This window comes from Sphingobium sp. LF-16 (genome assembly GCF_003711185.1).
GTDB classification, from domain to species: Bacteria; Pseudomonadota; Alphaproteobacteria; order Sphingomonadales; family Sphingomonadaceae; genus Sphingobium; species Sphingobium yanoikuyae_A.
In genome coordinates, this window is record NZ_CP029335.1 from 3,592,961 (window position 1) to 3,618,276 (window position 25,316).

At 65.1% G+C, this 25,316-nt stretch carries 27 protein-coding genes; 8 read left to right on the top strand and 19 right to left on the bottom strand.

Going from position 1 to position 25,316, the window contains the following annotated elements; genetic code table 11:
- The first annotated feature begins 82 nt into the window (after positions 1 to 82).
- The 3 genes from DIZ22_RS16830 (at position 83) to DIZ22_RS16840 (ending at position 2,921) form a co-directional block, all read left to right on the top strand.
- Positions 83 to 784: a dienelactone hydrolase family protein gene (locus tag DIZ22_RS16830; RefSeq protein WP_037519228.1), complete on the top strand. Its 702-nt coding sequence runs from the start codon at positions 83 to 85 to the stop codon at positions 782 to 784.
- Positions 784 to 1,755: a quinone oxidoreductase gene (locus DIZ22_RS16835; protein WP_240626749.1), complete on the top strand. Its 972-nt coding sequence runs from the start codon at positions 784 to 786 to the stop codon at positions 1,753 to 1,755. The genes DIZ22_RS16830 and DIZ22_RS16835 overlap by 1 nt, the downstream gene beginning before the upstream one ends.
- 143 nt (positions 1,756 to 1,898) lie before the next feature.
- Entirely contained in the window at positions 1,899 to 2,921 is a 1,023-nt protein-coding gene (locus tag DIZ22_RS16840; protein WP_122928418.1) for a phytanoyl-CoA dioxygenase family protein, read from the top strand.
- A 39-nt stretch (positions 2,922 to 2,960) separates the two neighbouring features.
- Here DIZ22_RS16840 and DIZ22_RS16845 read toward each other — a convergent pair whose 3' ends face one another.
- Both DIZ22_RS16845 and rho read right to left on the bottom strand, forming a co-directional pair.
- Positions 2,961 to 3,680: a YjbE family putative metal transport protein gene (locus DIZ22_RS16845; protein WP_004209170.1), complete on the bottom strand. Its 720-nt coding sequence runs from the start codon at positions 3,678 to 3,680 to the stop codon at positions 2,961 to 2,963.
- A 116-nt stretch (positions 3,681 to 3,796) separates the two neighbouring features.
- Positions 3,797 to 5,053: a transcription termination factor Rho gene (gene rho, locus DIZ22_RS16850; protein WP_004209171.1), complete on the bottom strand. Its 1,257-nt coding sequence runs from the start codon at positions 5,051 to 5,053 to the stop codon at positions 3,797 to 3,799.
- Between the two features lie 278 nt (positions 5,054 to 5,331).
- Here rho and DIZ22_RS16855 point away from each other — a divergent pair, with 278 nt between their 5' ends.
- Entirely contained in the window at positions 5,332 to 6,297 is a 966-nt protein-coding gene (locus DIZ22_RS16855) for a retroviral-like aspartic protease family protein (RefSeq protein ID WP_048938030.1), read from the top strand.
- Between the two features lie 9 nt (positions 6,298 to 6,306).
- On the opposite strand, the gene DIZ22_RS16860 is transcribed toward DIZ22_RS16855, so the two are convergent.
- From DIZ22_RS16860 to DIZ22_RS16885, 6 genes are all read right to left on the bottom strand, one after another.
- The gene (locus tag DIZ22_RS16860) at positions 6,307 to 8,400 is read right to left on the bottom strand and encodes a PBP1A family penicillin-binding protein (protein ID WP_122928419.1); all 2,094 of its coding nucleotides are present in this window, start codon (positions 8,398 to 8,400) and stop codon (positions 6,307 to 6,309) included.
- A gap of 190 nt (positions 8,401 to 8,590) precedes the next feature.
- Positions 8,591 to 8,995: a peptide-methionine (R)-S-oxide reductase MsrB gene (msrB, locus tag DIZ22_RS16865; protein ID WP_048938028.1), complete on the bottom strand. Its 405-nt coding sequence runs from the start codon at positions 8,993 to 8,995 to the stop codon at positions 8,591 to 8,593.
- A 43-nt stretch (positions 8,996 to 9,038) separates the two neighbouring features.
- Positions 9,039 to 10,067, bottom strand: coding sequence for a DNA polymerase III subunit delta (gene holA / locus DIZ22_RS16870; RefSeq protein ID WP_122928420.1), 1,029 nt, complete (start codon positions 10,065 to 10,067; stop codon positions 9,039 to 9,041).
- Positions 10,064 to 10,624, bottom strand: coding sequence for an LPS assembly lipoprotein LptE (gene lptE / locus DIZ22_RS16875; RefSeq protein ID WP_037508875.1), 561 nt, complete (start codon positions 10,622 to 10,624; stop codon positions 10,064 to 10,066). Before lptE ends, holA begins: the two co-directional genes overlap by 4 nt.
- Positions 10,625 to 10,688: 64 nt before the next feature.
- Positions 10,689 to 13,202, bottom strand: a complete 2,514-nt coding sequence (gene leuS / locus DIZ22_RS16880; RefSeq protein WP_048938027.1) for a leucine--tRNA ligase — start codon at positions 13,200 to 13,202, stop codon at positions 10,689 to 10,691.
- Positions 13,203 to 13,305: 103 nt separating this feature from the next.
- Complete coding sequence (locus tag DIZ22_RS16885) at positions 13,306 to 13,752, bottom strand: DUF3576 domain-containing protein (RefSeq protein ID WP_004209178.1); 447 nt, start codon at positions 13,750 to 13,752, stop codon at positions 13,306 to 13,308.
- Positions 13,753 to 13,986: 234 nt separating this feature from the next.
- On the opposite strand from DIZ22_RS16885, the gene DIZ22_RS16890 reads away from it, so the two are divergent.
- Positions 13,987 to 14,715, top strand: a complete 729-nt coding sequence (locus tag DIZ22_RS16890) for a hypothetical protein (protein ID WP_004209179.1) — start codon at positions 13,987 to 13,989, stop codon at positions 14,713 to 14,715.
- 61 nt (positions 14,716 to 14,776) lie between these two features.
- Here the strand turns inward: DIZ22_RS16890 and DIZ22_RS16895 are convergent, their stop codons facing one another.
- The 3 genes from DIZ22_RS16895 to DIZ22_RS16905 form a co-directional block, all read right to left on the bottom strand.
- Positions 14,777 to 15,175, bottom strand: a complete 399-nt coding sequence (locus DIZ22_RS16895) for a putative quinol monooxygenase (RefSeq protein ID WP_048938025.1) — start codon at positions 15,173 to 15,175, stop codon at positions 14,777 to 14,779.
- A 7-nt stretch (positions 15,176 to 15,182) separates the two neighbouring features.
- Positions 15,183 to 15,506 (bottom strand): carboxymuconolactone decarboxylase family protein, encoded by a 324-nt coding sequence (locus tag DIZ22_RS16900; RefSeq protein ID WP_048938024.1) that lies wholly within the window; start codon positions 15,504 to 15,506, stop codon positions 15,183 to 15,185.
- Positions 15,507 to 15,601: 95 nt separating this feature from the next.
- A complete protein-coding gene (locus tag DIZ22_RS16905; protein ID WP_170978409.1) occupies positions 15,602 to 16,156 on the bottom strand; it encodes a thiamine phosphate synthase in 555 nt (184 codons plus the stop codon).
- A gap of 23 nt (positions 16,157 to 16,179) precedes the next feature.
- On the opposite strand from DIZ22_RS16905, the gene DIZ22_RS16910 reads away from it, so the two are divergent.
- Complete coding sequence (locus DIZ22_RS16910) at positions 16,180 to 16,914, top strand: YggS family pyridoxal phosphate-dependent enzyme (RefSeq protein WP_048938022.1); 735 nt, start codon at positions 16,180 to 16,182, stop codon at positions 16,912 to 16,914.
- Here DIZ22_RS16910 and DIZ22_RS16915 read toward each other — a convergent pair.
- On the bottom strand, positions 16,892 to 19,687 hold the full coding sequence (locus DIZ22_RS16915; RefSeq protein ID WP_170978415.1) for a TonB-dependent receptor: 2,796 nt from the start codon (positions 19,685 to 19,687) through the stop codon (positions 16,892 to 16,894). The genes DIZ22_RS16910 and DIZ22_RS16915 overlap by 23 nt on opposite strands.
- 189 nt (positions 19,688 to 19,876) lie before the next feature.
- On the bottom strand, positions 19,877 to 20,536 hold the full coding sequence (gene pdeM / locus DIZ22_RS16920; RefSeq protein ID WP_048938020.1) for a ligase-associated DNA damage response endonuclease PdeM: 660 nt from the start codon (positions 20,534 to 20,536) through the stop codon (positions 19,877 to 19,879).
- 65 nt (positions 20,537 to 20,601) lie between these two features.
- Between pdeM and DIZ22_RS16925 the strand changes: the two genes are divergently transcribed.
- The gene (locus DIZ22_RS16925; protein WP_063975999.1) at positions 20,602 to 21,426 is read left to right on the top strand and encodes a rhodanese-related sulfurtransferase; all 825 of its coding nucleotides are present in this window, start codon (positions 20,602 to 20,604) and stop codon (positions 21,424 to 21,426) included.
- Here DIZ22_RS16925 and DIZ22_RS16930 read toward each other — a convergent pair.
- From DIZ22_RS16930 to DIZ22_RS16945, 4 genes are read right to left on the bottom strand one after another with little or no spacing between them, the layout of a single operon-like run.
- Positions 21,423 to 21,683 (bottom strand): hypothetical protein, encoded by a 261-nt coding sequence (locus tag DIZ22_RS16930; protein ID WP_004209188.1) that lies wholly within the window; start codon positions 21,681 to 21,683, stop codon positions 21,423 to 21,425. The genes DIZ22_RS16925 and DIZ22_RS16930 overlap by 4 nt on opposite strands.
- Before the next feature lie 3 nt (positions 21,684 to 21,686).
- Entirely contained in the window at positions 21,687 to 22,397 is a 711-nt protein-coding gene (locus DIZ22_RS16935; RefSeq protein ID WP_037519365.1) for a SprT family zinc-dependent metalloprotease, read from the bottom strand.
- Positions 22,378 to 22,803 carry a YcgN family cysteine cluster protein gene (locus DIZ22_RS16940; protein WP_004209190.1) on the bottom strand — a complete coding sequence of 142 codons (426 nt, stop codon included), beginning with the start codon at positions 22,801 to 22,803 and terminating at the stop codon, positions 22,378 to 22,380. The genes DIZ22_RS16935 and DIZ22_RS16940 overlap by 20 nt, the downstream gene beginning before the upstream one ends.
- A 3-nt stretch (positions 22,804 to 22,806) precedes the next feature.
- Entirely contained in the window at positions 22,807 to 23,460 is a 654-nt protein-coding gene (locus DIZ22_RS16945; protein ID WP_048938019.1) for an SCO family protein, read from the bottom strand.
- A 44-nt stretch (positions 23,461 to 23,504) separates the two neighbouring features.
- Here DIZ22_RS16945 and DIZ22_RS16950 point away from each other — a divergent pair, with 44 nt between their 5' ends.
- Positions 23,505 to 24,143: an ankyrin repeat domain-containing protein gene (locus DIZ22_RS16950; RefSeq protein WP_048938018.1), complete on the top strand. Its 639-nt coding sequence runs from the start codon at positions 23,505 to 23,507 to the stop codon at positions 24,141 to 24,143.
- A gap of 46 nt (positions 24,144 to 24,189) precedes the next feature.
- Here DIZ22_RS16950 and DIZ22_RS16955 read toward each other — a convergent pair whose 3' ends face one another.
- Positions 24,190 to 24,669, bottom strand: coding sequence for a hypothetical protein (locus DIZ22_RS16955; RefSeq protein ID WP_048938017.1), 480 nt, complete (start codon positions 24,667 to 24,669; stop codon positions 24,190 to 24,192).
- A 44-nt stretch (positions 24,670 to 24,713) separates the two neighbouring features.
- The gene (locus tag DIZ22_RS16960; RefSeq protein WP_010335781.1) at positions 24,714 to 25,220 is read right to left on the bottom strand and encodes an MmcB family DNA repair protein; all 507 of its coding nucleotides are present in this window, start codon (positions 25,218 to 25,220) and stop codon (positions 24,714 to 24,716) included.
- Between the last annotated feature and the right edge of the window lie 96 nt (positions 25,221 to 25,316).

The following is a 25,316-nucleotide window of genomic DNA, read 5'->3' on the forward strand; positions in this document are numbered from 1 at the left end:
CGCGACAGCGCGCTTGCACCCCTCGCCCAAGGCGCCAATATGCGCCTCGACCTAACAGACTCCCAAGGCGGAAGGATATCCCATGGCAGACTATATTCCGATCAAGACGCTGGAAGGCGACGGCCAGTTCGACGCCTATGTCGCCACGCCCGACAGCGCCCCTAAGGCGGCGATCATCGTCATACAGGAGATTTTCGGCGTCAATGAAGGCATCCGCCGCAAATGCGACAGCTGGGCCCGCGCCGGCTATCTGGCGATCGCGCCCGACCTGTTCTGGCGCATCGATCCGCATATCGAGCTGGACGCTGACATCCCCGAACAGATGCAGCAGGCACTCGCCTATATCCCCCGCTTCAACCAGGATCAGGGCGTCCGCGATATCGAGGCGACCATCCGCGCCGCCCGCGCGATGCTGGAAGGCCCGGCCAAGGTCGGCGTCGTCGGCTATTGCCTGGGCGGTCGCGTCGCCTTCATGACCGCCTGCCGCACCGATGGCGATGCCTTTGTCGGCTATTATGGCGTGGGCATCGACGGGTTGCTGGGCGAACAACATGCCATCGGCAAGCCGACCATGCTGCATATCCCGACCAATGACGGCTTCGTCCCCGCCGACGTTCAGGCCAAGATGCATGACGGGCTGAAGGACAACCGCCACGTCACCCTGCATGATTATGAAGGGCTGGATCATGGCTTCGCCGCCGAGATGGGCGATCGCCGCGTCGAGGAAGCCGCTCAATTGGCCGACCGTCGCACCGCCGACTTCTTCGCGCAAGCGCTCGCCTGATGTCGGGCGAAGCATGGCGGATGATCGTCCGCGCCCATGGCGGGCCCGAGGCGATCGAGCGCGAGAATTTCGATCCGGGCACGCCCGGTGAAGGCGAGGTGCTGATCGCGCAGGATGCGGTCGGCCTCAACTTCATCGACACCTATTATCGCACCGGCCTCTACCCCGCCCCCCTGCCCCTAACACTGGGATCGGAGGGTGCGGGCCATGTCGTCGCGGTTGGTGCGGGCGTCAGTGGCATTGCCGTGGGCGACAAGGTCGGCTGCGCCGCCGGCTTGGGCGCCTATGCCACCCACCGCATCGTCCCGGCCGATCGCATGGTGCGCATCCCCGATGCGGTCAGCACCCGCGATGCCGCCGCAATGATGCTCAAGGGCATGACCGCCTGTTATCTGGCCGAGGACATGATCGACCTGCTGCCCGGCGATGTGGCGCTGGTCCATGCCGCCGCCGGTGGTGTCGGATCGGTGCTGGTGCCCTGGCTGCGCGACAAGGGCGTGGTCGTGATCGCCCATAGCGGATCGCCCAAAAAGGCGGCCAGGGTCGATGCCGACCACAGCCTGTCCGGCCCGCTCGACGATCTGGCGGCACAAGTGCGCGACCTGACCGACGGTAAGGGTGTCGCCGTTGCCTATGATGGCGTCGGCAAGGACAGTTGGGCCGCCTCGCTCGCCAGCCTACGCCGCCGCGGTCTGCTGGTCAGCTATGGCAATGCGTCGGGCGCGGTGCCGCCGATCAGCCTGCTCGATCTCAGCCGCAACGGCTCGCTCTATGTCAGCCGCCCGACCCTGTTCGACTATGTCGCGACGGCGGAAGATCTGGCCAACACCGCCGAACGCCTGTTCGATCGGATGGCGCGCGGGATCGTGTCAGCGCAGATCGGCCAGAGCTTCGCTCTCGCCGACGCTGCGGACGCCCATTGGGCACTCGAAGGACGCCAAACAACAGGCAGCACAATCCTGCTGCCCTGAGTCGCTATCCAGCCAGTCGAATTCCACTGGGGGCAGCATGTCACATGCCGCCCTTTTTTTTGCGAATACCCCGCCCGCCCCTTCCCTATTGATCGTCATTTGCAGTATCCGGCCACCAAATACATCGTTCGCAAAAGAAGCATATGCCCCGATTGACCCAGTTGATCCTGCTACCCTGGTGGACCATACGGTTAGCAACCGGCACAAAATCCTTTATTGACAATCCCTTGATTGGCTCAGCTCGTTTGAACGCCCTTGGTCTTCATGTCGGACGCGTTCGGATTGCACAGTGGATGTCCAATCGCCGTAGATTTCGTCTCGCGAATACACTTACTCCCACCGACCGCCTTGCCTTCGATCGCGATGGCTTCGTCGAGATTCGTGATTTTCTCCCGCCTGAGCAGTTTGCCGCCTTACGCAAGCAGATAGCGGCCTATGAGGCTGTTCCACGTGAAATGGTTCAGGGACACACCATCACTCGGCGCTTCGCACTGGATGGAGACGCCCGACGCGCAATGCCCGCGCTCGATAGCTTCCTGCGTCACCCTCGCTGGCGTGCGCTGGCCCGCTATGCAGCGAGCTTCAATGTCGAACCTCTCATCTACATCCAGACCATTCTCACCCATCGACGGGAAGGCGCGCCCGATCCTCAGACCCAACTGCACGCCGATACCTTCCATCCTGCGATGAAGGCCTGGCTGTTCCTGGAGGACGTCCCGGCCGAAGGCGGCCCCTTCACCTATGTGCCCGGATCGCATCGACTGACCCCCGCGCGCGCGGCGTGGGAGAAACAGCGCAGCCTGACAGCGCGAGATGGCGATTGCCGTCTGTCGGCGCGCGGCTCGCTACGGATCGACGAAACGGAACTGGCCGGTCTTGGCCTCCCGCCGCCGCGCCAGTTTCCGGTCCCTGCCAACACATTGGTCATCGCCGACACATTCGGCTTCCATGCGCGCGGAGAAGCGGCGCAGCGTTCCACCCGCGTCGAACTCTGGGCCTATGGCCGGCGCAACCCCTTCCGCCCGCTGGTGGGGCTCGACCTGTGGAGCCTGCCCGGCATCACCGAACGGCGCATCAACCTGCGCTGGGGGCTGCGCGATGCCGTGGCACGCTGGATCGGCCACCCCTGGCGGCCCGCAGGCATGAAAAGGCCCGCCGACGACTGAGCGTGGGCGGGCCGATCACGATAGTGTTGATCAGATCGATCAAAAGAGCGTCAATATGCCCACCGACCGATCCATGATGCCGTCATAGATCATCGAGCAGGCCACATAGACGATCACCGCCAGGCCAAGATAGGCCAGCCAGCGGAAGCGCTCGATATATTTGGCGATGATGTTCGCCGCGATGCCCATCATCGCCACCGACAGGATCAGGCCGATGATCAGGATGCCTGGATGCTCCCGCGCGGCACCGGCCACGGCCAGCACATTGTCCAGGCTCATGCTGACGTCGGCGATCGCCACCGACCAGGCGGCGGCGGCAAAGCTCTTGGCCGGGCGCACGCCCGACACATCATCGTCGCTCGGATCGTCAGGCGTATGCGCGCCGGCATTGGGCCGCAGCTCGCGCCACATCTTCCAGCTGACCCACAGCAGCAGCAGGCCGCCGGCCAGGATCAGGCCGACAATCTGCATCAACTGGCTGACCACCAGTGCGAAACCGATGCGCAGCACCAGCGCGGCGATGATGCCGATCAGGATGACCTGCTGGCGCTGCTTGGGCGGCAGGCCGGCGGCCAGGGCACCGACGACGATCGCATTGTCGCCCGCCAGCAGGATATCGATCATCAACACCTGGCCAAAGGCGGCCAGGGCGCTGGGCGTCCCGATATTGCTGAAGTCGTTGACGATATGCTGCCAGATATCCGCCGGGGAACCGAGCCCCTGGGCGGCCGAAGCGGCGGTGGCGATAAGGTCGAGCATGACGGCCTAACGTCCCTGTATGTGAAAATGAAGAAAGCCGGACCATATACATGGCCCGGCTCTTACCGCAAAATATATGGCAGGGTGGCTGCACATCCGCGCAGCCGCCGCCGCGCTTACTGGTTCATGGTCGCGAAGAAATCCTCGTTGGTCTTGGAATCCTTCATCTTGTCGAGCAGGAATTCCATCGCGTCGACCGTGCCCATCTGCATGAGGATGCGGCGCAGCACCCACATCTTGCTGAGCGTCGGCTTCTCGACCAGCAGCTCTTCCTTGCGGGTGCCGGACTTGCCGACGTCCAGCGCCGGGAAGATGCGCTTGTCCGCAACCTTGCGGTCCAGCACGATTTCCGAGTTGCCGGTGCCCTTGAACTCTTCGAAGATGACTTCGTCCATGCGGCTGCCGGTGTCGATCAGCGCGGTCGCGATGATCGAGAGCGAGCCGCCCTCCTCGATGTTGCGCGCGGCGCCGAAGAAGCGCTTGGGACGCTGCAGCGCATTGGCGTCGACACCGCCGGTCAGCACCTTGCCCGACGAGGGCACGACGGTGTTGTAGGCGCGGCCGAGGCGGGTGATCGAGTCGAGCAGGATGACGACATCCTTCTTGTGCTCGACCAGGCGCTTGGCCTTCTCGATCACCATTTCGGCGACCTGGACGTGGCGGGTGGCAGGCTCGTCGAAGGTCGAGGAGACAACCTCGCCCTTCACGCTGCGCTGCATGTCGGTGACTTCTTCCGGACGCTCGTCGATCAGCAGCACGATCAGGAAGACTTCGGGATGATTGTCGGTGATGGCCTTGGCGATATTCTGCAGCATCACCGTCTTGCCGACGCGCGGCGGCGCGACGATCAGCGTACGCTGGCCCTTGCCCTGCGGCGAGACGATATCGATGACGCGGGCCGACTTGTCCTTGATGGTCGGGTCCAGCGTGTCGAGGCGCAGCTTCTGCTCGGGATAGAGCGGGGTCAGGTTGTCGAAATTGACGCGATGGCGGACGACGTCCGGATCATCGAAATTGACCGACAGCAGCTTGGTCAGCGCGAAATAACGCTCGCCATCCTTGGGCGCGCGGATCTCGCCCTCGACCGTGTCGCCGGTGCGCAGGCCGAAGCGACGGACCTGGTTCGGCGAGACATAGATGTCGTCGGGACCGGCCAGGAAATTCGCCTCCGGGCTGCGCAGAAAGCCGAAGCCGTCCGGCAGCACCTCGATCGTGCCCTCACCCATGATCTGCGCGCCATTTTCGGCCTCGGCCTTCAGGATGGCGAACATCAGATCCTGCTTGCGCAGGGTCGATGCGCCCTCGACGCCCAGTTCTTCCGCCATGGTGACGAGGTCGGCGGGAACTGTCTTTTTGAGGTCCTTGAGATGCATTGCGAGTCGGTCCGATGGAGTGAGGGATAGAATAGCCGGGTAAGAAAGGAGATTTTGCCCGGTCAATGTCTCGGGAAAGCCTCGCGCCGGAAGGGCGAGGGGAATAGTCGGCGTTTAGCGAGCGCCCGGCCCTCAAGTCAAGCGAGGACATTTCCCTATTCCGCCTGAAATCATGGGCGATCCGGGGATTTTCGACAGGTGGTGCCCCATCTGCGGCGATGGACGACATATCCTGCCCCGTGATATGATGAGACATAAAATATCGGAAGGATGAGGAAATGCGTTATTTCCGTGCCCTGATGGCGATCGCCACGGGCGCGCTCACCGCGCTGCCACTCGCCGCGCAGGACAGCCCCCCGCTCGATCCCGACATACCACCCACCGTCGTCCGCACCGGCCCCTCGCTCGACGACCGCGTCACCATTCCCATCAATATCGACGGCAAGGGGCCGTGGAACTTCGTGATCGACACCGGCTCGCAGCGCACGGTCATCGCCCGCGACCTGGCCGACCGGCTCGCCCTGCCCAATCGGCGGATCGTCACCATCCTCAGCATGACCGGCAAGGCGGAGGTGCCGACCGTCGCCGTGCCCCGGCTCGGTTTCGGCGCGACCACGGTGGACGATATAGAGGCACCGGTGCTGAACGGCGAGCATCTGGGCGCCGCCGGCCTGCTCGGCCTCGACAGCCTGCATGCCAAGCGGGTGCTGCTCAATTTCCGCACCGGCCGGATGGAAATCAGCGAAAGCCGCCGCCTGCCCCCGCGCGATCCCGATGCGATCATCGTCGAGGCGCGCCGGCGCAAGGGGCAGCTGATCCTGCTGGATTCCGATGTCAACGGGATGAAGGTGAACATCATCCTCGATACCGGCGCCAATTTCAGCGTCGGCAATCTGGCGCTGCGCGACAAGCTGGTGCGCAAGAAGCGCGCCCCCGAACTGCTACAGGCCAGCCTGATCAGCGTGACCGGCGACACGCTGACCGGCGATGTCGGGCGGCTGGATTTCGTGCGCATGGGCCGGGTCAAGCTGACCGGCGTGCCGGTGCTGTTTGCCGAGGCCAGCCCCTTTGCCGAGCTGGGTTTGGCCGACAAGCCGGCGCTGATGCTGGGGATGAACGCGCTGCGGCTGTTCGACCGGGTTGCGATCGACTTCGGTCGGGGCAAGGTGGACTTCCTGCTGCCCGATACCGGCGCGCTCGATCCGGTCCGGCTGGCCGCCTCAGCGCCCCGTCAGGGACGCTGAGGCACGGGATCAGGGATTGTCGGGTCGCTGCTGCTGGGCCGGCTGGCGCTGGCGCGGCGTGCGGCCCAGCACATTGTCGATCCACTGCTGGTCCAGGCGCGGCGGCGCCGGGCGATCGGCCGGATCGGGCTGAGCCATATCCTCGCCATCCTCCGCCTCGCTGCCGGCCGGCCGAGCACGGTCGATCGGCAGGCCATTCTCATCGACCATCATGCCGCCTTCCATGCCGTTATCCGGCTGGCCGTAATAGGCCTCCTCGTCCGGCTCCAGCTGCCATTCGGGCAGGGTGACCTGGGTCTCGAACTGCTCCACCGGCCGCTTGGCGACGGCGACCTTCATATAATCGGAAAAGGCGTGGGCCGGCGCGCGACCGCCATAGAGCGAAGGCACCGCCTTGGCGTCATCCCGGCCGACCCAGACGCCAGTGGTGATGCCGCTGGAAAAGCCCAAGAACCAGCCATCCTTGCCGCTGTTGGTGGTGCCGGTCTTGCCCGCGACCGGGCGACCGATCTGCGCTGCCCTGCCGGTGCCGGTGCTGACCGCGGTCTGCATCAGGTCGGTCATGCCCGCCGCGACCCAGGGCGCCACCAGCACGCGGCTGGTATCATCCTGATGCTGGTAGAGCATCCGCCCGTCGGCGGTCGTCACCTTGGTGATGCCATAGGGGGTGACCGCCACGCCCTTGCGCGCGATCGAGGCGAAGGCGCGGGTCATGTCGATCAGCCGCACGTCCGACGTGCCCAGCACCATCGAGGGGTGGGTGTTGATCGGCGTGGTGATGCCGAAGCGGCGCGCCATGTCGGCGACGGTCGGGAAGCCGACCTCCACGCCCAGCTTCGCCGCGACCGTGTTGATCGAATAGGCAAAGGCGGTGCGGATATCGATCGCGCCGGCAAAGCGGCCATTGCTGTTGCGCGGGCTCCAGCCATTGATCGTCACCGGCTCGTCGGTAACGCCGGTATCGGGCGTATAGCCCGCCTCCAGCGCCGCCATGTAGACGAAGATCTTCCAGGCCGAGCCGGGCTGGCGCACGGCGGTCGTCGCGCGATTATAGTTGGACGTCACATAGTCGAGCCCGCCGACCATGGCGCGCACCGCGCCGTCGCGATCCAGGCTGACCAGCGCGCCCTGCATGCCGTTCGACACATTGGCCTTCACCGCGGCGGTCGCCGCATTCTGCATGCCAAGGTCAATGGTGGTATAGACTTCCAGCGGCTCATTGGGCTCGTCGATCAGCGTATCGAGCTGCGGCAGCGCCCAGTCGGTGAAATAGCGCACGCTGTTCTGCGGCGGCTCGGGCGCCATGCGCACGCCAGCCAGATTGGCATTGGCATGATCGGCAGCGCTGATCTTGCCATTTTCCTGCATCAGGTCGAGCACCACGCCGGCGCGGCCGATCGCGGCCTCGGCATCGGCGGTGGGGGAATAGCTGGACGGCGCCTTCACCAGGCCGGCGATGATCGCCGCCTCGGGCAGGTCCAGGCTCTGCGCGGGATGGCCGAAAAATTTGCGGCTGGCGGCGTCGATGCCATAGGCCCCGCCGCCGAAATAGACCTTGTTGAGATAGAGTTCCAGGATCTGCTGCTTGGAGAATTTGCGCTCCAGCGCCATCGCCAGCACCATCTCGCGGACCTTGCGGCCCCAGCTATAGCTGTTGTTGAGGAAGATGTTGCGCGCGACCTGCTGGGTGATGGTCGAGGCACCCTGCCAGCGCCGGCCGCTGCCGCGCCGTTCCAGCGCGACCCAGGCCGCGCGTGCCATGCCGACCGGATCGACGCCGGGGTGCATGTAGAAACGGCGATCCTCGGTCGACACCATCGCATCGACCATGACCGAGGGGATCTGGTCATAGCTCAGCCAGCGGCCAAAGCTCGGCCCCAGGGAGACGATGACCGATCCGTCCGCCGCATGGACGCGGATCATCTGGCCATTGGGGGAGGATTTTAGGCTGTTATAGTCGGGCAGTGACTGCATCGCGATGAACACGGCCACGCCGATCGCGACCAAGCCGGCAAAGGCGCCGACCAGACCGATCTTTAGCCCGCGCACCAGCCATTTCTTCGCCTTGCCCGGCGCCTTCTTGCTCTTGTCAGATCGTGCCATTTGCCGCCCCGGATACGCGCTATTACCGGCCCGGACCAGCGCAAATCAGGGCGCTCGTCCGGAAAACTCCCCGGTCTGTAAGGATGATGCGGCTTTACCCGCGATGAATATTATCGGTGGAGGTCCGAACAAGCCGGGGCGGGCAGGACATGCTGCCCCCGCCCCGCACCAGTCCGTCCCTATGACGCTCTTATTCCGCGTCGTCGCGCGACTTGAAATCCAGCGACGCGCTGTTCATGCAGTAACGCAGGCCGTTGACGCCGGGGCCGTCAGGGAAAACATGGCCCAGATGGCTCTCGCAGGTGGCGCAGCGCACCTCGGTGCGGATCATGCCATGGCTGGCGTCGCGAATTTCCTCGACCGCGTCGATATCGACCGGCGCGGTGAAGCTGGGCCAGCCCGACCCGCTGTCATATTTTTCCTCGGCATCGAACAGTTCCGCGCCGCAACCGGCGCAATAATAGACGCCATCCGCCTTGTTGCTGTTATATTTGCCGGTGAAGGCCCGTTCGGTGCCCGCTTCGCGCAGCACATGATATTGTTCGGGGGAAAGGCGCGCACGCCATTCGGCTTCGCTCAGGTCCAGCTTTTCCATGGCGGCAATATGGCGTCCGCCGAAGACCTTATCAAGTCCGCGATCAGGCCCGCTCGCGCGCCGCCTGTCGGGCGATCGCCAGCAGCTCGTGCCGCACCAGTAGGTCGCCAAGCCCCTTGCCGCCGCGGCTGGACCGTTCGGCCTGGGCCAGACGCTGGATGACGCGGGCGATGCCGGTCGCGTCCCACAGCCGCACCTGGCGGGTGACCAGCCCCTTCTCCTTCCAGAAGACCGCCTTGCCGGCCGATTCCACCGCCGCCTCCAGCCGTCCACTGCTGTCGAAATCCGCGCGGATATTGGCGATCAGCATTGCACGGGTCAGCAGCGGCCGGATCACCGACGCCATGGCCGCGCCGATCTCCGCCAGATTGTTGAGTTCCTTGTGCATCGCCCGGAGGTCGCCGCCCAGCACCGCATTGACCAGCGGCGCCGCGTCGGAATCGGGATTGTCGGCCGACAGCGCGTCCAGCGCCTCCGCCGTCGCCTCGCGCGGCTGTTCCGGCGCGGCGTCGAGATAGAGGACCAGCTTCTCGATCTCGATTCCCATCAGCGCCCGGTCGCCATTGGCCAGGTCGACGATGCGGCGCGCCAGTTCGTGCGGCAGGCGCAGGCCGTTCTCGCGCGCGGTCGCCATCGCGATCTGCTCCGCCTCGCGAGCATCGGGCTGATAGGAGATGAAGGCCATGCAGCCCTTATGGTCGAGCGCCAGCTTGACCAGCTTCGACGTCGCCTTGAGCGCGCCGGCGATCGCGATCACCGGATTGCCCGCCGCCTCCGCCTCCAGCAACGCCGTGACCGCCGGCAGCGATTCGTCGCCCATGCCGTTGATACGCACCCAGCGCTTGTCGCCGAACATGGAGAAGGATGCCGCTTCGTCCGCCAGCCGTGCCGGATCCTCGCGCAGCGTGGCCACGTCCAGATCAACCCGCTCGGCCCCCGGCCCCATCGCCCGCTCCAGCCGCCTGGCAAGCGCGGTGCTGCCCGCCTCGTCAGGACCGTAGAGCAGGAAGAAGCGGATATCCGACGGCGGCGCGTCGAGCGCCTTTTCTATCTGGCCGCGATTGGCTTTCACTGGCCGGTCGACGCCGCCGACGATGGGGCTGGCGATGGCGCCGCCTGGGCACCTTCCTTGCGCGTCGCATACAGCGCCAGGCGGGTGACAATCTGGTCGGCGACGATCTCCGACAGCCGCTCCAGCGCCGTGTCTTCGGCCGCGATCGTCGCATATTCGCTCGACGTCGCGTTGATGCCGGCGTCCGACCCGGCGCTGTCGTCCAGCACCTGCGCACCGGTCGCTTCATCGATCAGCTGATAGCGCGCCCGCAGCGTGCGCCGCTCACGGGTGATGGCCGCGTCGGACCGCAGACCGAAACCGCTGATCTGGTCGTCCAGCTTCACCACCAGCTTGTAGCTGGGGCCGGAACCATTGCTGATCGCGCCAAGCCGGTCGTTGAGGGCGTTGCGCATCAGCCAGCCGCCCTTGCCCGCAATATCCTGCACCTCGACATGGCCCAGCCCCTGCGCCACCGCGCCATGGCTGCCGCCGCCATAGACCGGCCGCAGCCCACAGGCAGTGAGAAGAGGTGCGGTGAGAAGAGTCAGGGCGACGAGGGGAAGGATGCGCTTCATGGGCATGATCCTTATCCCGTCACCCCGCCCTTGTCGAACCAAAGGTCGGGGTGACGGGCACAGGTCAGATGACCAGATTGACCAGACGGTCGGGCACCACGATCACCTTCTTGGGGGTGGCGCCATCCAGCGTGCGAACAACGTTCGGCGCCGCCAGTGCCAGCTTTTCCAGCTCGTCCTTGGGCGTGCCCTTGGGCACGGTGATGGTGTCGCGCAGCTTGCCCATCACCTGGCAGGCGATGGTCACTTCATCCTCGACCAGCAGCGCCGGATCGACCGCCGGCCAGGCGGCTTCGGCGATCAGGCCCGGCTGCGCCATCTCGGCCCAGCCCTCTTCGGCCAGATGCGGGGTCATCGGCGCGACCAGCAGCGCCAGCGCGCGGATCGCCGCGGTGCGGCTGGCCGACGGCTTGGCCTTCTCGATCGCGTTGACCAGCTCATAGATCTTGGCGACGGCCTTGTTGAAGCCCAGCGCCTCGATATCCTTGGCGACGCCGTCAATCGTCTGGTGCAGCTTGCGATCCAAGGCCTTGTCCTGGCCTTCCGCCGCCGCATCCGCTTCGCCGAACAGGCGCCAGACGCGGTTGACGAAGCGCCAGCTGCCCTCGATGCCAGCCTCGGTCCAGGGCAGGTCGCGCTCGGGCGGGCTGTCCGACAGCATGAACCAGCGCACGGCGTCGGCACCATATTGTTCGATGATGTCATCGGGATCGACGACATTCTTCTTCGACTTGGACATCTTCTCGACGCGGCCGACCGTGACCGGCGCCCCGCTCTCGATATGGATATAGTCGTCGCCGGACTTCTTGATTTCCTGCGGCGACAGCCAGCTGCCATCGCCGGCCTTGTAGGTCTCGTGGGTCACCATGCCCTGCGTGAACAGGCCGGTGAAGGGCTCGGCAAAGCCCAGCTGACCCATATGCTGCAGCGCGCGGGTCCAGAAACGGGCATAGAGGAGATGCAGGATCGCATGTTCCACGCCGCCAATATACTGGCCGACCGGCAGCCACTGCTCCACGGTCGCGCGATCGAACGGCTTGTCGTCGGGCTGGCTGGCGAAGCGGATGAAATACCAGCTCGAATCCGCGAAGGTGTCGAGCGTGTCGGTCTCGCGCCGCGCCGCCTTGCCGCAGGACGGGCAATCGACATGCTTCCAGCTCGGGTGACGATCCAGCGGATTGCCGGGAATGTCGAAGGTCACATCCTCGGGCAGCTTCACCGGCAGCTGGTCCTTGGGCACGCCCACCACGCCACAATCATCGCAATGGATGACCGGGATCGGGGTGCCCCAGTAACGCTGGCGCGACACGCCCCAGTCGCGCAGGCGGAACACGGTCTTGCCCGCGCCCCAGCCTTCGCCCTCGGCGCGGGCGATGACGGCCGCCTTGGCGGCTTCGACCGCCATGCCGTCCAGGAAGCGCGAGTTCACCAGATGGCCGGGACCGGTATAGGCCTCGTCATGGATCGGCTTGTCGGCTTCGCCCTCCGGCGCAACCACGCGCTCGACCGGCAGCATATATTTGCGGGCGAAGTCGAGGTCGCGCTGGTCATGCGCGGGCACGCCCATGACGGCGCCGGTGCCATAGTCCATCAGCACGAAATTGGCGATGAAGACAGGCAGGTGCCAGTCCGGATCGAACGGATGCGCGACCGTCAGGCCGGTGTCGAAGCCCAGCTTCTCCGCCGTTTCCAGCTCGGCAGCGGTGGTGCCGCCTTCCTTGCACTTTTCGATGAAGGCAACGGCATCGGGATTGTTCGCGGCGACGGCCTGCGCGACCGGGTGGTCGGCCGCGATCGCGACGAAGCTGGCGCCGAAGATCGTGTCGGGACGGGTCGAATAGACCTCGATCTCGCTGTCGAACGGCGCGACCGGCTTGAAGCTGAACTGCAGGCCGACCGACTTGCCGATCCAGTTTTCCTGCATCAGCCGCACCTTGTCGGGCCACTGGTCGAGCGTCTGGAGGCCCTCCAGCAGATCGTCGGCGAACTGGGTGATCTTGAGGAACCACTGGTTGAGCTTGCGCTTCTCGACCAGCGCGCCCGATCGCCAGCCGCGCCCGTCGATCACCTGCTCGTTCGCCAGCACGGTCATGTCGACCGGATCCCAGTTGACCTGGCTTTCCTTGCGATAGACCAGGCCCGATTCCAGCATGTCCAGGAACAGCGCCTGTTCATGGCCATAATAGTCCGGCTCGCAGGTGGCGAGTTCGCGGCTCCAGTCGATCGCGAAACCCAGCTTTTTCAGCTGCGCGCGCATGTTGGCAATGTTGGACCGGGTCCATTCGCCCGGATGCACCTTTTTTTCCATCGCCGCATTTTCGGCCGGCATGCCGAACGCGTCCCAGCCCATCGGATGCAGCACTTCATGGCCGGTCATCCGGCGGAAGCGCGCCAGCACGTCGCCCATCGAATAGTTGCGGACATGACCGATATGGATGCGCCCCGACGGATAGGGGAACATCTCCAGCACGTAGCTCCGCGGCTTCGTCGAGGCATCGTCCGCCTTGAAGCTCTGCTTCTCGTCCCAGACGGCCTGCCAGCGGGCGTCGGCCTCCAGCGGGTTGAAGCGCCTTTGCATGTCATGTCCTTACAAATGCAAGCGGGCTGGGCTCTGTGAAAGCCCAGCCCCGATGGTTTGAAAACAGGGCGTTACCGTATCAGTCGCGCCCGAAAGGGGTGGTTCAGCCGATCGCCATGCGGCGCAGGTCGCGCGCCTTGGTCAGGATAATCTCTTCCAGCTTCTGCACCGTCGCGGCCTGCACCGGGGCATCGACCCACTGGCCATTCTGGTTGACCTGGCGGCTGGCGGCCACGCGCAGCGCGTCGGCGCGCAGATCCTGGTCCAGGATCGACACGGTGACCTTCATCCGTTCACTCGGCGTGTTGGGGTTGGTATACCAGTCGGTGACGATGACGCCGCCGTTGGAATCGGTCTGCACCATCGGCATGAAGGACAGCGTATCCAGGCTGGCGCGCCACAGATAGGCGTTGACGCCGATGGTGGTGACCTTCGACGCGGCCAGATCGGCCTTGGGCCGTTCCTTCGCGCCGCCCCCGCATGCGGCAAGCGGCAGGAGCGCAGCCAGCAGAAGACCGGAGGAAAGGGTAACGGGAAGGCGACGGACCATCAGGCATGTCCTAGCTTGAAAAAGACGAAAAACGCCCCGCTTCTATAGTCGACGCGCGCCATTGGGCAAGGGGGCGCGCGGGTCCGACACGCCACGGATCGTCGCAACCCGTCCTCGGAGTCTGTGTGCTCTGTGCAACAGCTCAGACAAAAAGCGGATAGCGCCTCTGGTCAATGGCGCTTTTTGGTGTCTAATGCGTCTTGAAAAATAACCGGTGGGGAAGAGATTCGAATCATGCGCGTGAAACGGGGACATTTGGCATTGGCAGGCTCGGCGATCGCCGTCGCTGGCTTCATGCTGTCGCCCGCTTTTGGCGCCGCAACCGATCTCGTCCGCATGCGTGAGGAAGCCCCGGTATCGCTCGGCGCGTTGGGCAGCATTTCCTCCTTCACCCCCACGACCAAGGATTCGCGCCTGGCTGCGGCCTATGCGAAGATCGCCGCCTCGGCCGGTCGCCAGAATTTCCGTTTCACGCCGACCAGCGGTTCGCTCAGCGGCCAGCGCTCGATCACCGTCATGGTCCGCGCCAGCGACGTCGATCGCGTTGCCGCCAACCGCTCGGTGGTCCCGGTCAACATCGCGCCCGTCAGCTTCAGCCTGAACGGCGAGCATGGCTGGCGCAAGTTCGCCCTGCCGGAAAATACCGGCCGCAAGGCGCTGGACCCGGTTCCGGTCGAAACCATGGTCGATGCGAAGAATTTCTCGCTGGATGACGGCAAGAAGGATCGCTTCAGCACCAAGGTGCTGCTGGAAAGCCGTCGGGAGCCGACGGCGACCGTCCGCAACCCGAGTGCGGACAAGGATTATTCGCTGGATCTGGCCAGCTCCTACTCGCTGACCCGCAACCTCAACGTGACAGCGGGCATCCGCTACAACAACAGCGTTGCCGGCCGCCTGACCCCGATGACCGACGAGCGCCAGGACAACCAGGCCGTCTATCTGGGCACCATCTTCAAATTCTGATCGCCTGAATGGGCTAGGATACGCATGATCGGCATCGCCTGATGCCGATCACTCCAACGCGTCAGCAATAGCTGCCGCCACCCTTGGCGCAGAGCATGACCGGCTCCGTCTCGATCAGGCGCAATGACTGCACCATGTCGGCGGTGCCCTGCTTATATTTCAGGAAATGCGGTGTCTTGAGATGCGCCTGATAGGCCGCGTCACTGGCATAGACTTCCAGCAGGCGGATGCTCGCCGGCTTTCCGGCGATCGCCACCGCCGACAGTGACAGCACGCCCGGCTCTTGCGCCACCGATGCGGCAATCTCCTCGCGCAGATAGGTCTTATACTGCTCGATCCGGGCCGGATCGATCTCCAGCTCGGCAATCCGCACGATCGGCTTGTCCGGCGCGGCCTGCGCCTTGGCCTGCCGCCCGGCTCCGACACCCAGCATGAAGGCGGCCAGCGTCAATGCGCCCATCGCCGCCTTAGTCCTGCACATCGTCGAACAGCTTGCGGGCGATGCCCAGTGCGGTCATCGCCGGCGGCCAGCCGGCATAGAAGGCCAGATGGGTGATGGTCGCGATGATCTCCGCGCGCGTCAGCCCATTGTCCAGTGCCCGCTGCAGGTGAAAGGGCAGCTCATTGCCGCGATAGAGCGAGATGAGGCTGGTGATGGTGATGAGGCTGCGGTCGCGCGGCGACAGTGCCGGATCGGCCCAGACTTCGCCGAACAAAGTCTTGTCGGTCATTTCCGCCAGATGAGGCGCCAGATCGCCAAAGGATCGGCGCGCGTCGGTGGGTTCGGTCATGTCGGCTCTCCGCAGGATGGATGGCGTCCCCCAGCCTAGCCGACTTATCCACAGGCTATTAGGCCCGCATCCGCGCTAGGCCCCATGACCCGGATTCATATATGGTCGGTCAGTCCGTCGATCGCCGCCCAGCCCGCCGCGCCGATTCCGCGCAGCATATGCCGGTGCTTTGCCCTGACCCCGCCCAGCGCGATCACCGGCGCCTTCGCCTGCCGCGCAAGCGCCGCAAAGCCGATCCGCCCCAGCGCCCCGGCACCAGGATGCGACCGGGTCGGGAACAGCGGCGACAGGAAGACCATGTCCGCGCGCGCCGCCGCCTGAAGCTCCCGCCGGTCATGCGCCGCCTGGCTGTGGATAAGTCTGTGGAAATTTTTCGCCCCATCCCGCCCATGCCAGCCATCCGCGCGCCAGACGGCGGCCGTCCGCGCGTCCCCCGCCAGCATCAGAACGAGCCGCTGCCGCCGCGCAATCGCCCGCAATGCCTCGAACAGCGCGCGCCGTTTCACCGCTTCGGTGCGATAATGGCGAAAGACGATTCCCGCGCGCCCACGCGGCAGGCGTGCCGCCGCCGCCAGCAAGGACGCATCCTCCACCCGCTCATCGGTCATCAGCCAGAGGCCGGGCAGCTTTTTGCGGTGGCGGGCGTGCATGGCCATCGCCTATAGCAGCCGCCATGACCACCGACATCCCCGAAGCTGCGGCCCGCCTCGCCACCCTGCGCGACCAGATCGACCGCGCCGCCCGCCTGACCCAGCGCAGCGCCGACGACATCAACCTGATCGCCGTGTCCAAGACCCAGCCGGCCGAAGCGATCCTTCCGCTGATCCACGCCGGCCAGCGCGTCTTCGGCGAAAACCGCGTCCAGGAAAGTCAGGACAAATGGCCCGCCCTGCGCGAGCAATTCTCGGATCTTACCCTGCATCTGGTCGGCCAGTTGCAGTCGAACAAGGCCGCCGATGCCGTCGCCCTGTTCGACGTCATCCATTCGCTCGATCGCCTCTCGCTGCTGACCGCGCTCGCCAAGGCGATGGACGCCGCGGACAAGCGCCTGCCCTGCTTCATCCAGGTGAATATCGGGGCCGAGGAACAGAAGGGCGGCTGCCCGATCGCCGATGTGCCAGCGCTGATCGCCGCCGCGCGTGACGCTGACATCCCCTTGCTCGGCCTGATGTGCGTGCCCCCGGCCGATGTCGAACCGGCACCCTATTTTGCCCTGCTCGCGAAAATGGCGCGGGAAGAGGGCCTCCCGCGCCTGTCGATGGGCATGTCGGGCGATTTCGAAACCGCCCTGATGCTGGGCGCCACCGACATTCGCGTCGGCACCGCCCTGTTCGGCGAACGCGCCCCCGTCAGCCGCCCCGTGCCCCGGAGCGGCCTCGGGATGATCAGAAACGCCCCCGCAAGGTAATGCCATAGGTGCGGGGTTCGGCCAGATAGGCGGAGATGAGCTGGTTCGCCATCGGCGCGCCCTGCACGAACTGACCGGTGGTCGATGTCGCCGGGCTGCTCGACTGGAGCGGGCTGCTGAAGGCGACCTGGGTATAATCCTGGTTGAAGATATTCTGGCCCCAGAATTCGACCGCCCAGCGCTGATCCTTGCCCCGCAGGCCGACGCGCGCATTGAACACCGCAAAGCCGTCCTGCGCCTTTTCCGGGAACAGGTCGGACCCGGTATTATAGTCGCTCATCATGCGGCCATCGATGTAGAAGAGTGCGGACAGGCCGTTCGACCCGATATCCGGCGTCCAGGCCATGCTCGCCGTGGTCACCAGTTGCGGCGCATTGCTGTTGATCGATCCGGGCAGCAGGAACAGCGCCGGATCGAGCGGCACGCTGCCATCGCCGCTGCCGACCAGCCGCTTGGCGAATTTCGCCCGTGCGTAGGTCAGGCCACCGGTCAGGCGGAAATGGCGCACCGGTGACGCGGTCAGTTCCAGTTCCACGCCCTGGCTGATCAGGCCCGGCCCGACATCGCCGGAATCGCAGGTCCGCGCCGCCGACAGGGCGCTGTCACAGCCATTGATATTCTGCACGACGAAGCTGGTGCCGTTGAAGGTGTTCAGCTGGAAATTCTTGAACTCCTGACGGAAGGCCGCGATGTTCGCGCTCCATTTTGGCTGGGTATATTTGAGCCCGATTTCAAAGGCGTCGACCTTCTCCGCGGCGAAGCGCAGGCTAGCCACATCGGCATTGGTGCGCGGCGCATAGACCGCCGGCACCGTGTTCAGGCCGGTCGATCCCAGCTGGAAGCGGTCGAGGTTGAAGCCGCCCGCCTTATAGCCCTTGGAATAGCTGCCATAGACCAGCATCTCGTCGATCGGCTTCCACGACAGCACCGCCGTGCCGCTGAACTCGCCGTCGCTGATCTTGTCGTTGAGGTCGAGCGCATTGAGCGTGGTCGAGCCATTGCCAAGGCAACCGAGCGTCAGGATGCCGCCCGCCAGCGCCGCCGCACTGCCCAGCGACGCATTGGTCGCCAGCGTCGGCAGCGAAGAGGCCTGCAACGCCGCGCAGGTCGCGTTGTTGTTATTGAAGTCCGAAGAGAATTTCTTCGATTCATGGGTGTAGCGCAGGCCCAGGGTCAGATCGAGCCGCTTGGTGATGTGGATGATATTATGGGTGAAGAGCGCCCAATTCTCGCTCTTCTGGCGGTAGATGGAGGCAACGTCGCCGGTGCCTTCCGGGATTGCCGCCAGCGCGCGCAGGCCATTGCCGAGGCCGGTGGAGATCGCCCCCGCCTGCGCCGCCGCAACGCCGGCCGGCAATCCGGCATTGATCAGCGCGGCGGTCAGGCCGGCGTTGAGATTTGCTTGCGTGCCGCCGATCAGCGCCGACGTGGCAAGACCGCTGCCGCAGGCCGCCAGTTGCGCTGCGGTGAAGTTGCTGTTCACGCCCGCGCCCGCCATCAGGCGACAGGCGGCAAAGCGGCCATAGTCCGCGCCAAAGCGGATATTATCTTCCAGCGTCAGCTTCTCATTGGCGTAATAGCCGCCCACCAGCCAGTCGAGCGCTTCGTTGAAGGCCGAACCCTGCGCCCGCAATTCCTGGGTGAAGGTCTTGAACTGGCGATAGGTATTGGGATCGCGATAGAGAAGGTCGGCGCCCGAATAGTCATAATCGCCATAGTCGCGGGATTTATAGTCGCGATAGGCGGTGATGCTGGTCAGTTTCGCGCCGCCCAGATCATAGTTGATCTCGCCCGACACGCCCCAGTCCTTCAGCTTGCTGACATAGTCGCGCCCTTCGGTGATGGTCAGCTCGCGATCATAGGGATCGGCGGGGAAGACGCTGCCCTGCCCGGCCAGGATCGCGCCGATGCGGTTGAACGGCGCCGTGCTATAGCCGCCGCCGGTCGCCGGCCGCCGTTCGCGCGTCTCGACATAGGCCGCGCCGCAGCAGCTTTCGTCGCGATTGGTATAATCGCCGATCAGCCGGATCGACAGGGCATCACTGGGTTCGATCAGCGCCTGACCACGCAGGAAATAGCGGTCGCGATCATTGGTGTCGCCAACCTTGTTGCCGCTGGTATCGACCAGATCATAGAAACCGTCGCGCTTGGACCAGACACCGTCCAGGCTCAGCGCGATCCCCTTGGCGATCGGGCCCGTGATGCGCCCGGCCAGGCGCCAATAATCATAGTTGCCATAGGTCGCCTCGGCCATGCCGCCCAGGGTGAATTCCGGCGCCTTGCTGACGATGTTGATCAGGCCCGCCGACGCGTTGCGGCCGAACAACGTGCCCTGCGGCCCGCGCAGCACCTCGACCCGCTCGATCTCGCCCAGATCATTGAGGCCCGCACCGGTGCGCGACCGATAGACGCCGTCGATGAACACCGCAACCGAGCTTTCCAGGCCAGGATTGTCGCCGACCGTGCCGATGCCGCGAATACGGGCCGAACCATTGGCCTCGGTCCCGGTCGAAGAGACCAGCAGGGACGGCGCCAGCTGGTTGAGCGCGCGAATATCATTGGCGCCGCTATTCTGCATCGCCTGCTGGCCGACCGCCGATACCGCGATCGGCACGTCGGACAGTGGGCTGGCGCGGCGGGTCGCGGTGACGATGATGTCGACGCTTTCGGTGTCCACTGCCGCCTGCGGCGCGGCATCCTGGGCATGGGCAAGCGGCATGGCGCCCACCAGCGCGACGGCACCGGCGGACATCAGCCAAAGGCTCTTGTGCATCATGATGTGCATCCTCTCCTGGCCCGCCTGGCTTTTTGCCGGGTCGGGACTATGCGCGATTATGCTGCCACAGTCGGAATAACGCAATATATCGCGTGATTCCGGGCTTTTTCCGCAGTGCGTGATGATGGCTGCATGGCCCTGTTGCCTAGCAGCAACAATTTAACGCCCGGTTTCCGTAGCGTTTGCTTACGTCAGCGGAAAGCGCAGCAATCGGTCGGAAACGGGTATCAACGCCATTGCACCCGGCCCGACAGCCTTTTGTATCTCGCCATGGCCCGCATCCAGCCCGCCCGTCAGCGCGCCGAGCGCCGGCAGGATCAACTTGGTCGGCGATCCGACGAAGCAGCGGCGCGACACATGCCGGCCGCGCAGCGACAGGCGCAGCTTGGGGTGGAAATGGCCCGATATCTCCGGCCGGGGGTCGGCCGGGTCGGCCTCATGCCGCAGCCAGACGCCGTCCACCTCCGCCTCGACCGCACGGCGTCCGCCCGGCATATGCACCACGCCGACGTCATGATTGCCGGTTATCCACAGCCAGTCGAGCCGTTCGGTCAGCGCCTGCAATCGCGCCCGCGCCCGCGGGTCCAGCCGCGCCGCGCCATCGGCATCATGAAAACTGTCGCCCAGCGACCAGATCGCCCGTGCGCCGGTGCGCGCCACCAGCGCCTCGATCATGTCCAGCGTCGCCGCGCTGTCGTGCGGCGGCAGGAACTGGCCGAAGCGCGCATACCAGCTCGCCTTCTCGAAATGCAGGTCAGCCACCAGCAGCGCGCCATGCGCCGGCCAGAACAAAGCCGCCTCCGGCAAAGCCAGGAAATCATGACCTGCGAACGAAAGGGGAACCATTACCCGGCTATGCGCCCTCTTCGCTCGGCTTTCAAGTATGCGCGCCAGCGCCTATAGGGCTCCCCATGTTCACCGTCGCAGCCCTCTACCGTTTCGCCACCTTCGCCGACCCGCAGGCAACCGCCGCCGATCTGCGCGCACTGTGCGCCGATCTTGGCACCTGCGGCACGCTGATCCTGGCGCGCGAGGGCATCAACGGCACCGTCGCGGGCACGGCCGACGCGATCGAGCGGCTGGTCGCCCATATCCGTGCCCTGCCCGGCTGCGCCGATGTCGACGTCAAATATGCGACCGCCGACAGCGCCCCCTTCGGCAAGATGAAGGTCAAGGTGAAGGCGGAGATCGTGACGCTGGGCGCGGGCGACCTGGACCCCGCCCATCAGGCCGGCGTGCATCTCGATCCCGCGGACTGGAATGCGCTGATCGCCGATCCCGACACCGTCATCATCGACACCCGCAACGCCTATGAGGTGGCAGTCGGCACGTTCGAGAATGCGATCGACCCGGCCACCCGCTCCTTCCGCGAATTTCCGGCCTGGTTCGACGATTTCGCCGCCAAGCTGCGCGACGAAGGCCGCAGCCCCAAGATCGCGATGTTCTGCACCGGCGGCATCCGCTGCGAAAAATCGACCGCGCTGGTCAAGGCGCGCGGCTTTGACGAAGTCTATCACCTCAAGGGCGGCATCCTGCGCTATCTGGAGGAAATGCCGCAGGCGCAAAGCCGCTGGCAGGGCGACTGCTATGTCTTCGATGAGCGGGTCGCGGTCGGCCATGGCCTCAAGCAAGGCCATTATGCCACCTGCAGCGCCTGCGGCCTGCCCTATCCGCGCGATGCCGACCATGACTGCCCCGGCGGCGATGCCGACGGCGCCTGGCCGCATCGGGGCTAATCCGCGCTTTCCACCAGTTCGACCATCTCGAACTGATAGGATGTCCAGCCCCGCATCCGCGCGCCATCGGGCGCCGCCGCGCGCTTCTTCTTCGCCTCGGCCAGCGAGCGGGTGTGGCCCCAGAACACCTCGGTCTTGCCATTTTCCAGTATGGCGACGATCCGCCAATAATGGGTGAAGGGGTCGGCGGTCGGCCCGATCTTCTTCACATAGCCGTCGGGCATGGTCGCGGTCAGATAGCGTTTCCGGCGCGCCATCGGTCAGGCCTGATAGCGGTGCAGGCCCGCCCCATGCGCCTTCAGCCAGGCGCGCGCCGGGCGCGGATCCTCGCCATAGATGCGGGCATGGGCAGCGTGGAAGGCGGGGCTATGGTCCATGTGCAGCAGATGCGCCAGCTCATGCGCCACGGTCGATCGCCGCACCCAGGCCGGCGCCAGGATCAGCCGCCAGCTATAGCGGATCGCCCCGGTCGACGTGCAGCTGCCCCAGCGGCTGCGCGTGTCACCGGTGCCGACCGAGGCGACGATCAGGCCATGATCCTGCGCCATCGCCAGCGTCTCCGCCTCCAGCACCGCCTTGGCCCGTGTCCTCAGCCAGCGCAGCACCCGCGCACCGACCGATTCCGCCGCCCCACCCAGGATCAGCCGGTCGCCCTCCAGCCGGATCGTGCGGGTAGCCCCCGCGATCCAGCAGATGCGCACCTCGCGCCCCTCCAGCGGAAAGGTCGCGCCATCGCCCAGCAGCGTCACCGCCGGCGTCACCGCCATTTGCGCCCGAACCCAATCCTCATGCCCCTGCGCCCAGCCCAGCGCGCGCTTGAGGTTCGCCCGCGCCGGCAAGGACAGCCGTAATTCGCCGCGCAACCCGTCGATCGTCAGCTTGTAGGCGCGCGCTCGCGCGGACCGGCGCACCCGCACCGGCATGGCGACGCCATCGATCAGGATTTCTGCCTCAGAGCTCTCGGTCGACAAGATGATGTTCCCAATCGCCGGCATCGGCCTCCGCCACGGTCCAGCCGCGTACGGATTCCTTGGCCCGATGCACCGCCTCGCGATCGCCGCAGACCAGATAATGCCAGTCCGGCAGCGGCAGCCCTGCCTCGCGCAGCCGATAGGCACAGGTGCGCGGCAGCCAACTGATCTGCTTCACCTTGGCCGGGGTCAGTCGCACGCAATCGGGCACGAACCGCCGCCGGTCGGGATAGTTGGTGCATTGGCCGCTATGCCGGTCGAGCAGGCGGCAGGCGACATTGGTCGGATAGATGCGGCCCGTGTCCTCATCTTCCGCCTTGTGCAGGCAGCATTTGCCGCAACCGTCGCACAGCGCTTCCCATTCGGCGCGGTTCAGCTTGTCGAGGGGCTTGTCCCAGAAGTCCAAATGTCACTTGACCCATTTTTCGAGAAAGGCGCGCACGATATCGGGTGCGCCCTCGTCCACGTCCGGCGTGCCCGGATCATCCACCGGCACCAGCGCGATCGGCTTGCCGTCCGGCCCGAACAGATAGGGCGTGCGGCTGTGGCTGACCAGATAGTCGCTCGCCCCTTCCGGCTTTTCCGCATTGTAGAGGACGACGAAGTCCTTGGCCACCTTCGCGATCTGTTCCGGCGTGCCGGTCAGGCCGACGAGGCGCGGGTGGAAGGCCGCGACATAGGTTTTCAGCACCGCCGGCGTGTCCCGCTTGGGGTCGACGCTGATGAAGATCGGCTGCACCTTGGCGGCTCGGGCCGGCGCTGCCTTCTCGAAGGCGCTGAACGCCTGCATGATCCGCTGCAGATCGACCGGGCAGACATCCGGGCAATAGGTGTAGCCGAAATAGACGATCCGATACTGGCCCTTATAATCGTCCCAATGGACGGTCTTGCCGTCCTGGTCGGTCAGGGTGAAGGGCGCGCCGATGCGCGCACCGACCAGATTGCCCTGCTCGCTCTCGCCGCTTGATGCGTTGCCGCCACCCCCCATATTGCATGCCGTCAGCAAAGCCAGAAACGGCAGGGCGAGCGAGATCAGCGCTTTGTTCATGGTGTCGCCTGCCATGCCTTGCTATGGGCCGATTTGCAAATCGAACGGGGCGCGCGACGATGAAGATTGGGATGAAGAGCGGACTTTCCACCTGGCTGTTTCTGGCGCGGCCTGCCGCCATCACCCTGGCACTGATGGCCCCGGTTGCGGCCCAGGCCCAGTTTTCCAACAATTACAACTTCCTCAAGGCGGTGAAGGACGCTGACGGCGACAAGGCGACCGAGATGCTGCAGAAGCCGGGTTCGACCGTGATCAACAGCCGTGACGTCACCACCGGCGAAACCGCACTGCACATCGTCATCGGCCGCCGCGACACGACATGGCTCAACTTCATGCTGTCAAAGGGCGCCAATCCGAACCTGGCCGACAATAATGGCACCACGCCGCTGTTGCTCGCCGTGCAAAACCGGTTCGAAGAAGGCGTGCGCCTGTTGCTCGCCCGCGGCGCCCAGGTCGACAAGGCCAATGGCAGCGGCGAGACCGCGTTGATCCGCGCGGTGCAGCTGCGCGACATCGGCCTGGTCCGCCTGCTGGTGGCGCAGGGCGCCAATGCGGACAAGCGCGACACGATCGCTGGCATGTCCGCCCGCGACTATGCCGAGCGCGACAGCCGCACCCCCGGCCTGGTCGAAGCGCTCGATTCCGCCAAGACCAACGCCGCCGCGCCCAAGGGCCCGGTCCAGGGTCCGGTCTTTTGAAACATCCAACTTATGACCCGGCGCCGAAAGCTGCCGGGTCGTTCGATTAATTCACGATATCGCCTTTACCAATGCAGGCGTTCAATGCGGTCTGCGCACAATCATCCAGCCAATCTTGCCCCGATGGTTCGACCCATGGCCGCATCAAATCGGTAAGAGACGCATCAGCAATTATTGTGACCGCTTCGAAAACGGCCATTGGGGCGAAGTCTCTTTGAAGCGCTTGCCGCGCTAGAGGCAGTGCGAGATGGCGATCTCGTTCAGCCACCCCCAATAGCGCCTCTGCACTGACGTAGATGTCTTCGTCATCAAAGGCCCTCAGCAAGGCCGTCCGAACATCGGGCGTATCCAACGCCGTTTGGGCCAACAACAATGTCGCCCAATCCCGGTTGGTCGCATTTTCATCCTGCGTAAAAGCAATCAGGCGCTGCAGGTTAATCGCTCCGAAGCCAGTCTCCGACAGCGGAATCTCTTCTGCGATGATGTCCTTCAGAAAATCGGACGCCGGCTCATAATTCTTGCCCATCCCGCAAACATTACATGGCCGCGCATGGTTGCCAAGCAGAGGCCTCACCAGCCCAGTTCCGCCGCATAATCCGGGTCGGCCAGCGCCGACAGGCGGCGGGCGGCGCGGCGGGCGAAGCGCAGCGTCTCTGCCTTGCGCCGAGCGGCAGCCAGCGGCTCGAACGGCGCGGCCCGCACCAGTTCGGCATCATATTGGTCGGCGACGATCAGGCCGGTGCGGGCCGGCCACAGCGCCTCGCTGTCGAACAGGCTGGTGTCGAAGCCCGATGGCACCGCCCAGAAATAGCGGTCGCAATAGTCGAAATAATCCGGCCATTTCATGTCGCCCAGCAGGTCCGCCCGGCTGCACTTGATCTCGACGATGGTCAGGCGCCCGGCGCTGTCGATCGCCATGATATCGGCCCGCCGGCCATTGGGCAGCGGCACTTCCAATATGCCGTTCATGTCATGGCGATGAAACAGGCGCAGCGTCCCGCGCGCAACCGCCAGCGCGGTCCCGTCGGTCAGCGGTGAACAGCGATCGGCGTCTTGGGCGGCGTCTTGGATGGTCATGGCACCAGACTAGAACAGAAAGGGAACAAAAGAAAAGACCGATTCGGACATGGGGTCCGAACCGGCCTTCAAAAGGGCGTCACTGTCGCGCGGTGA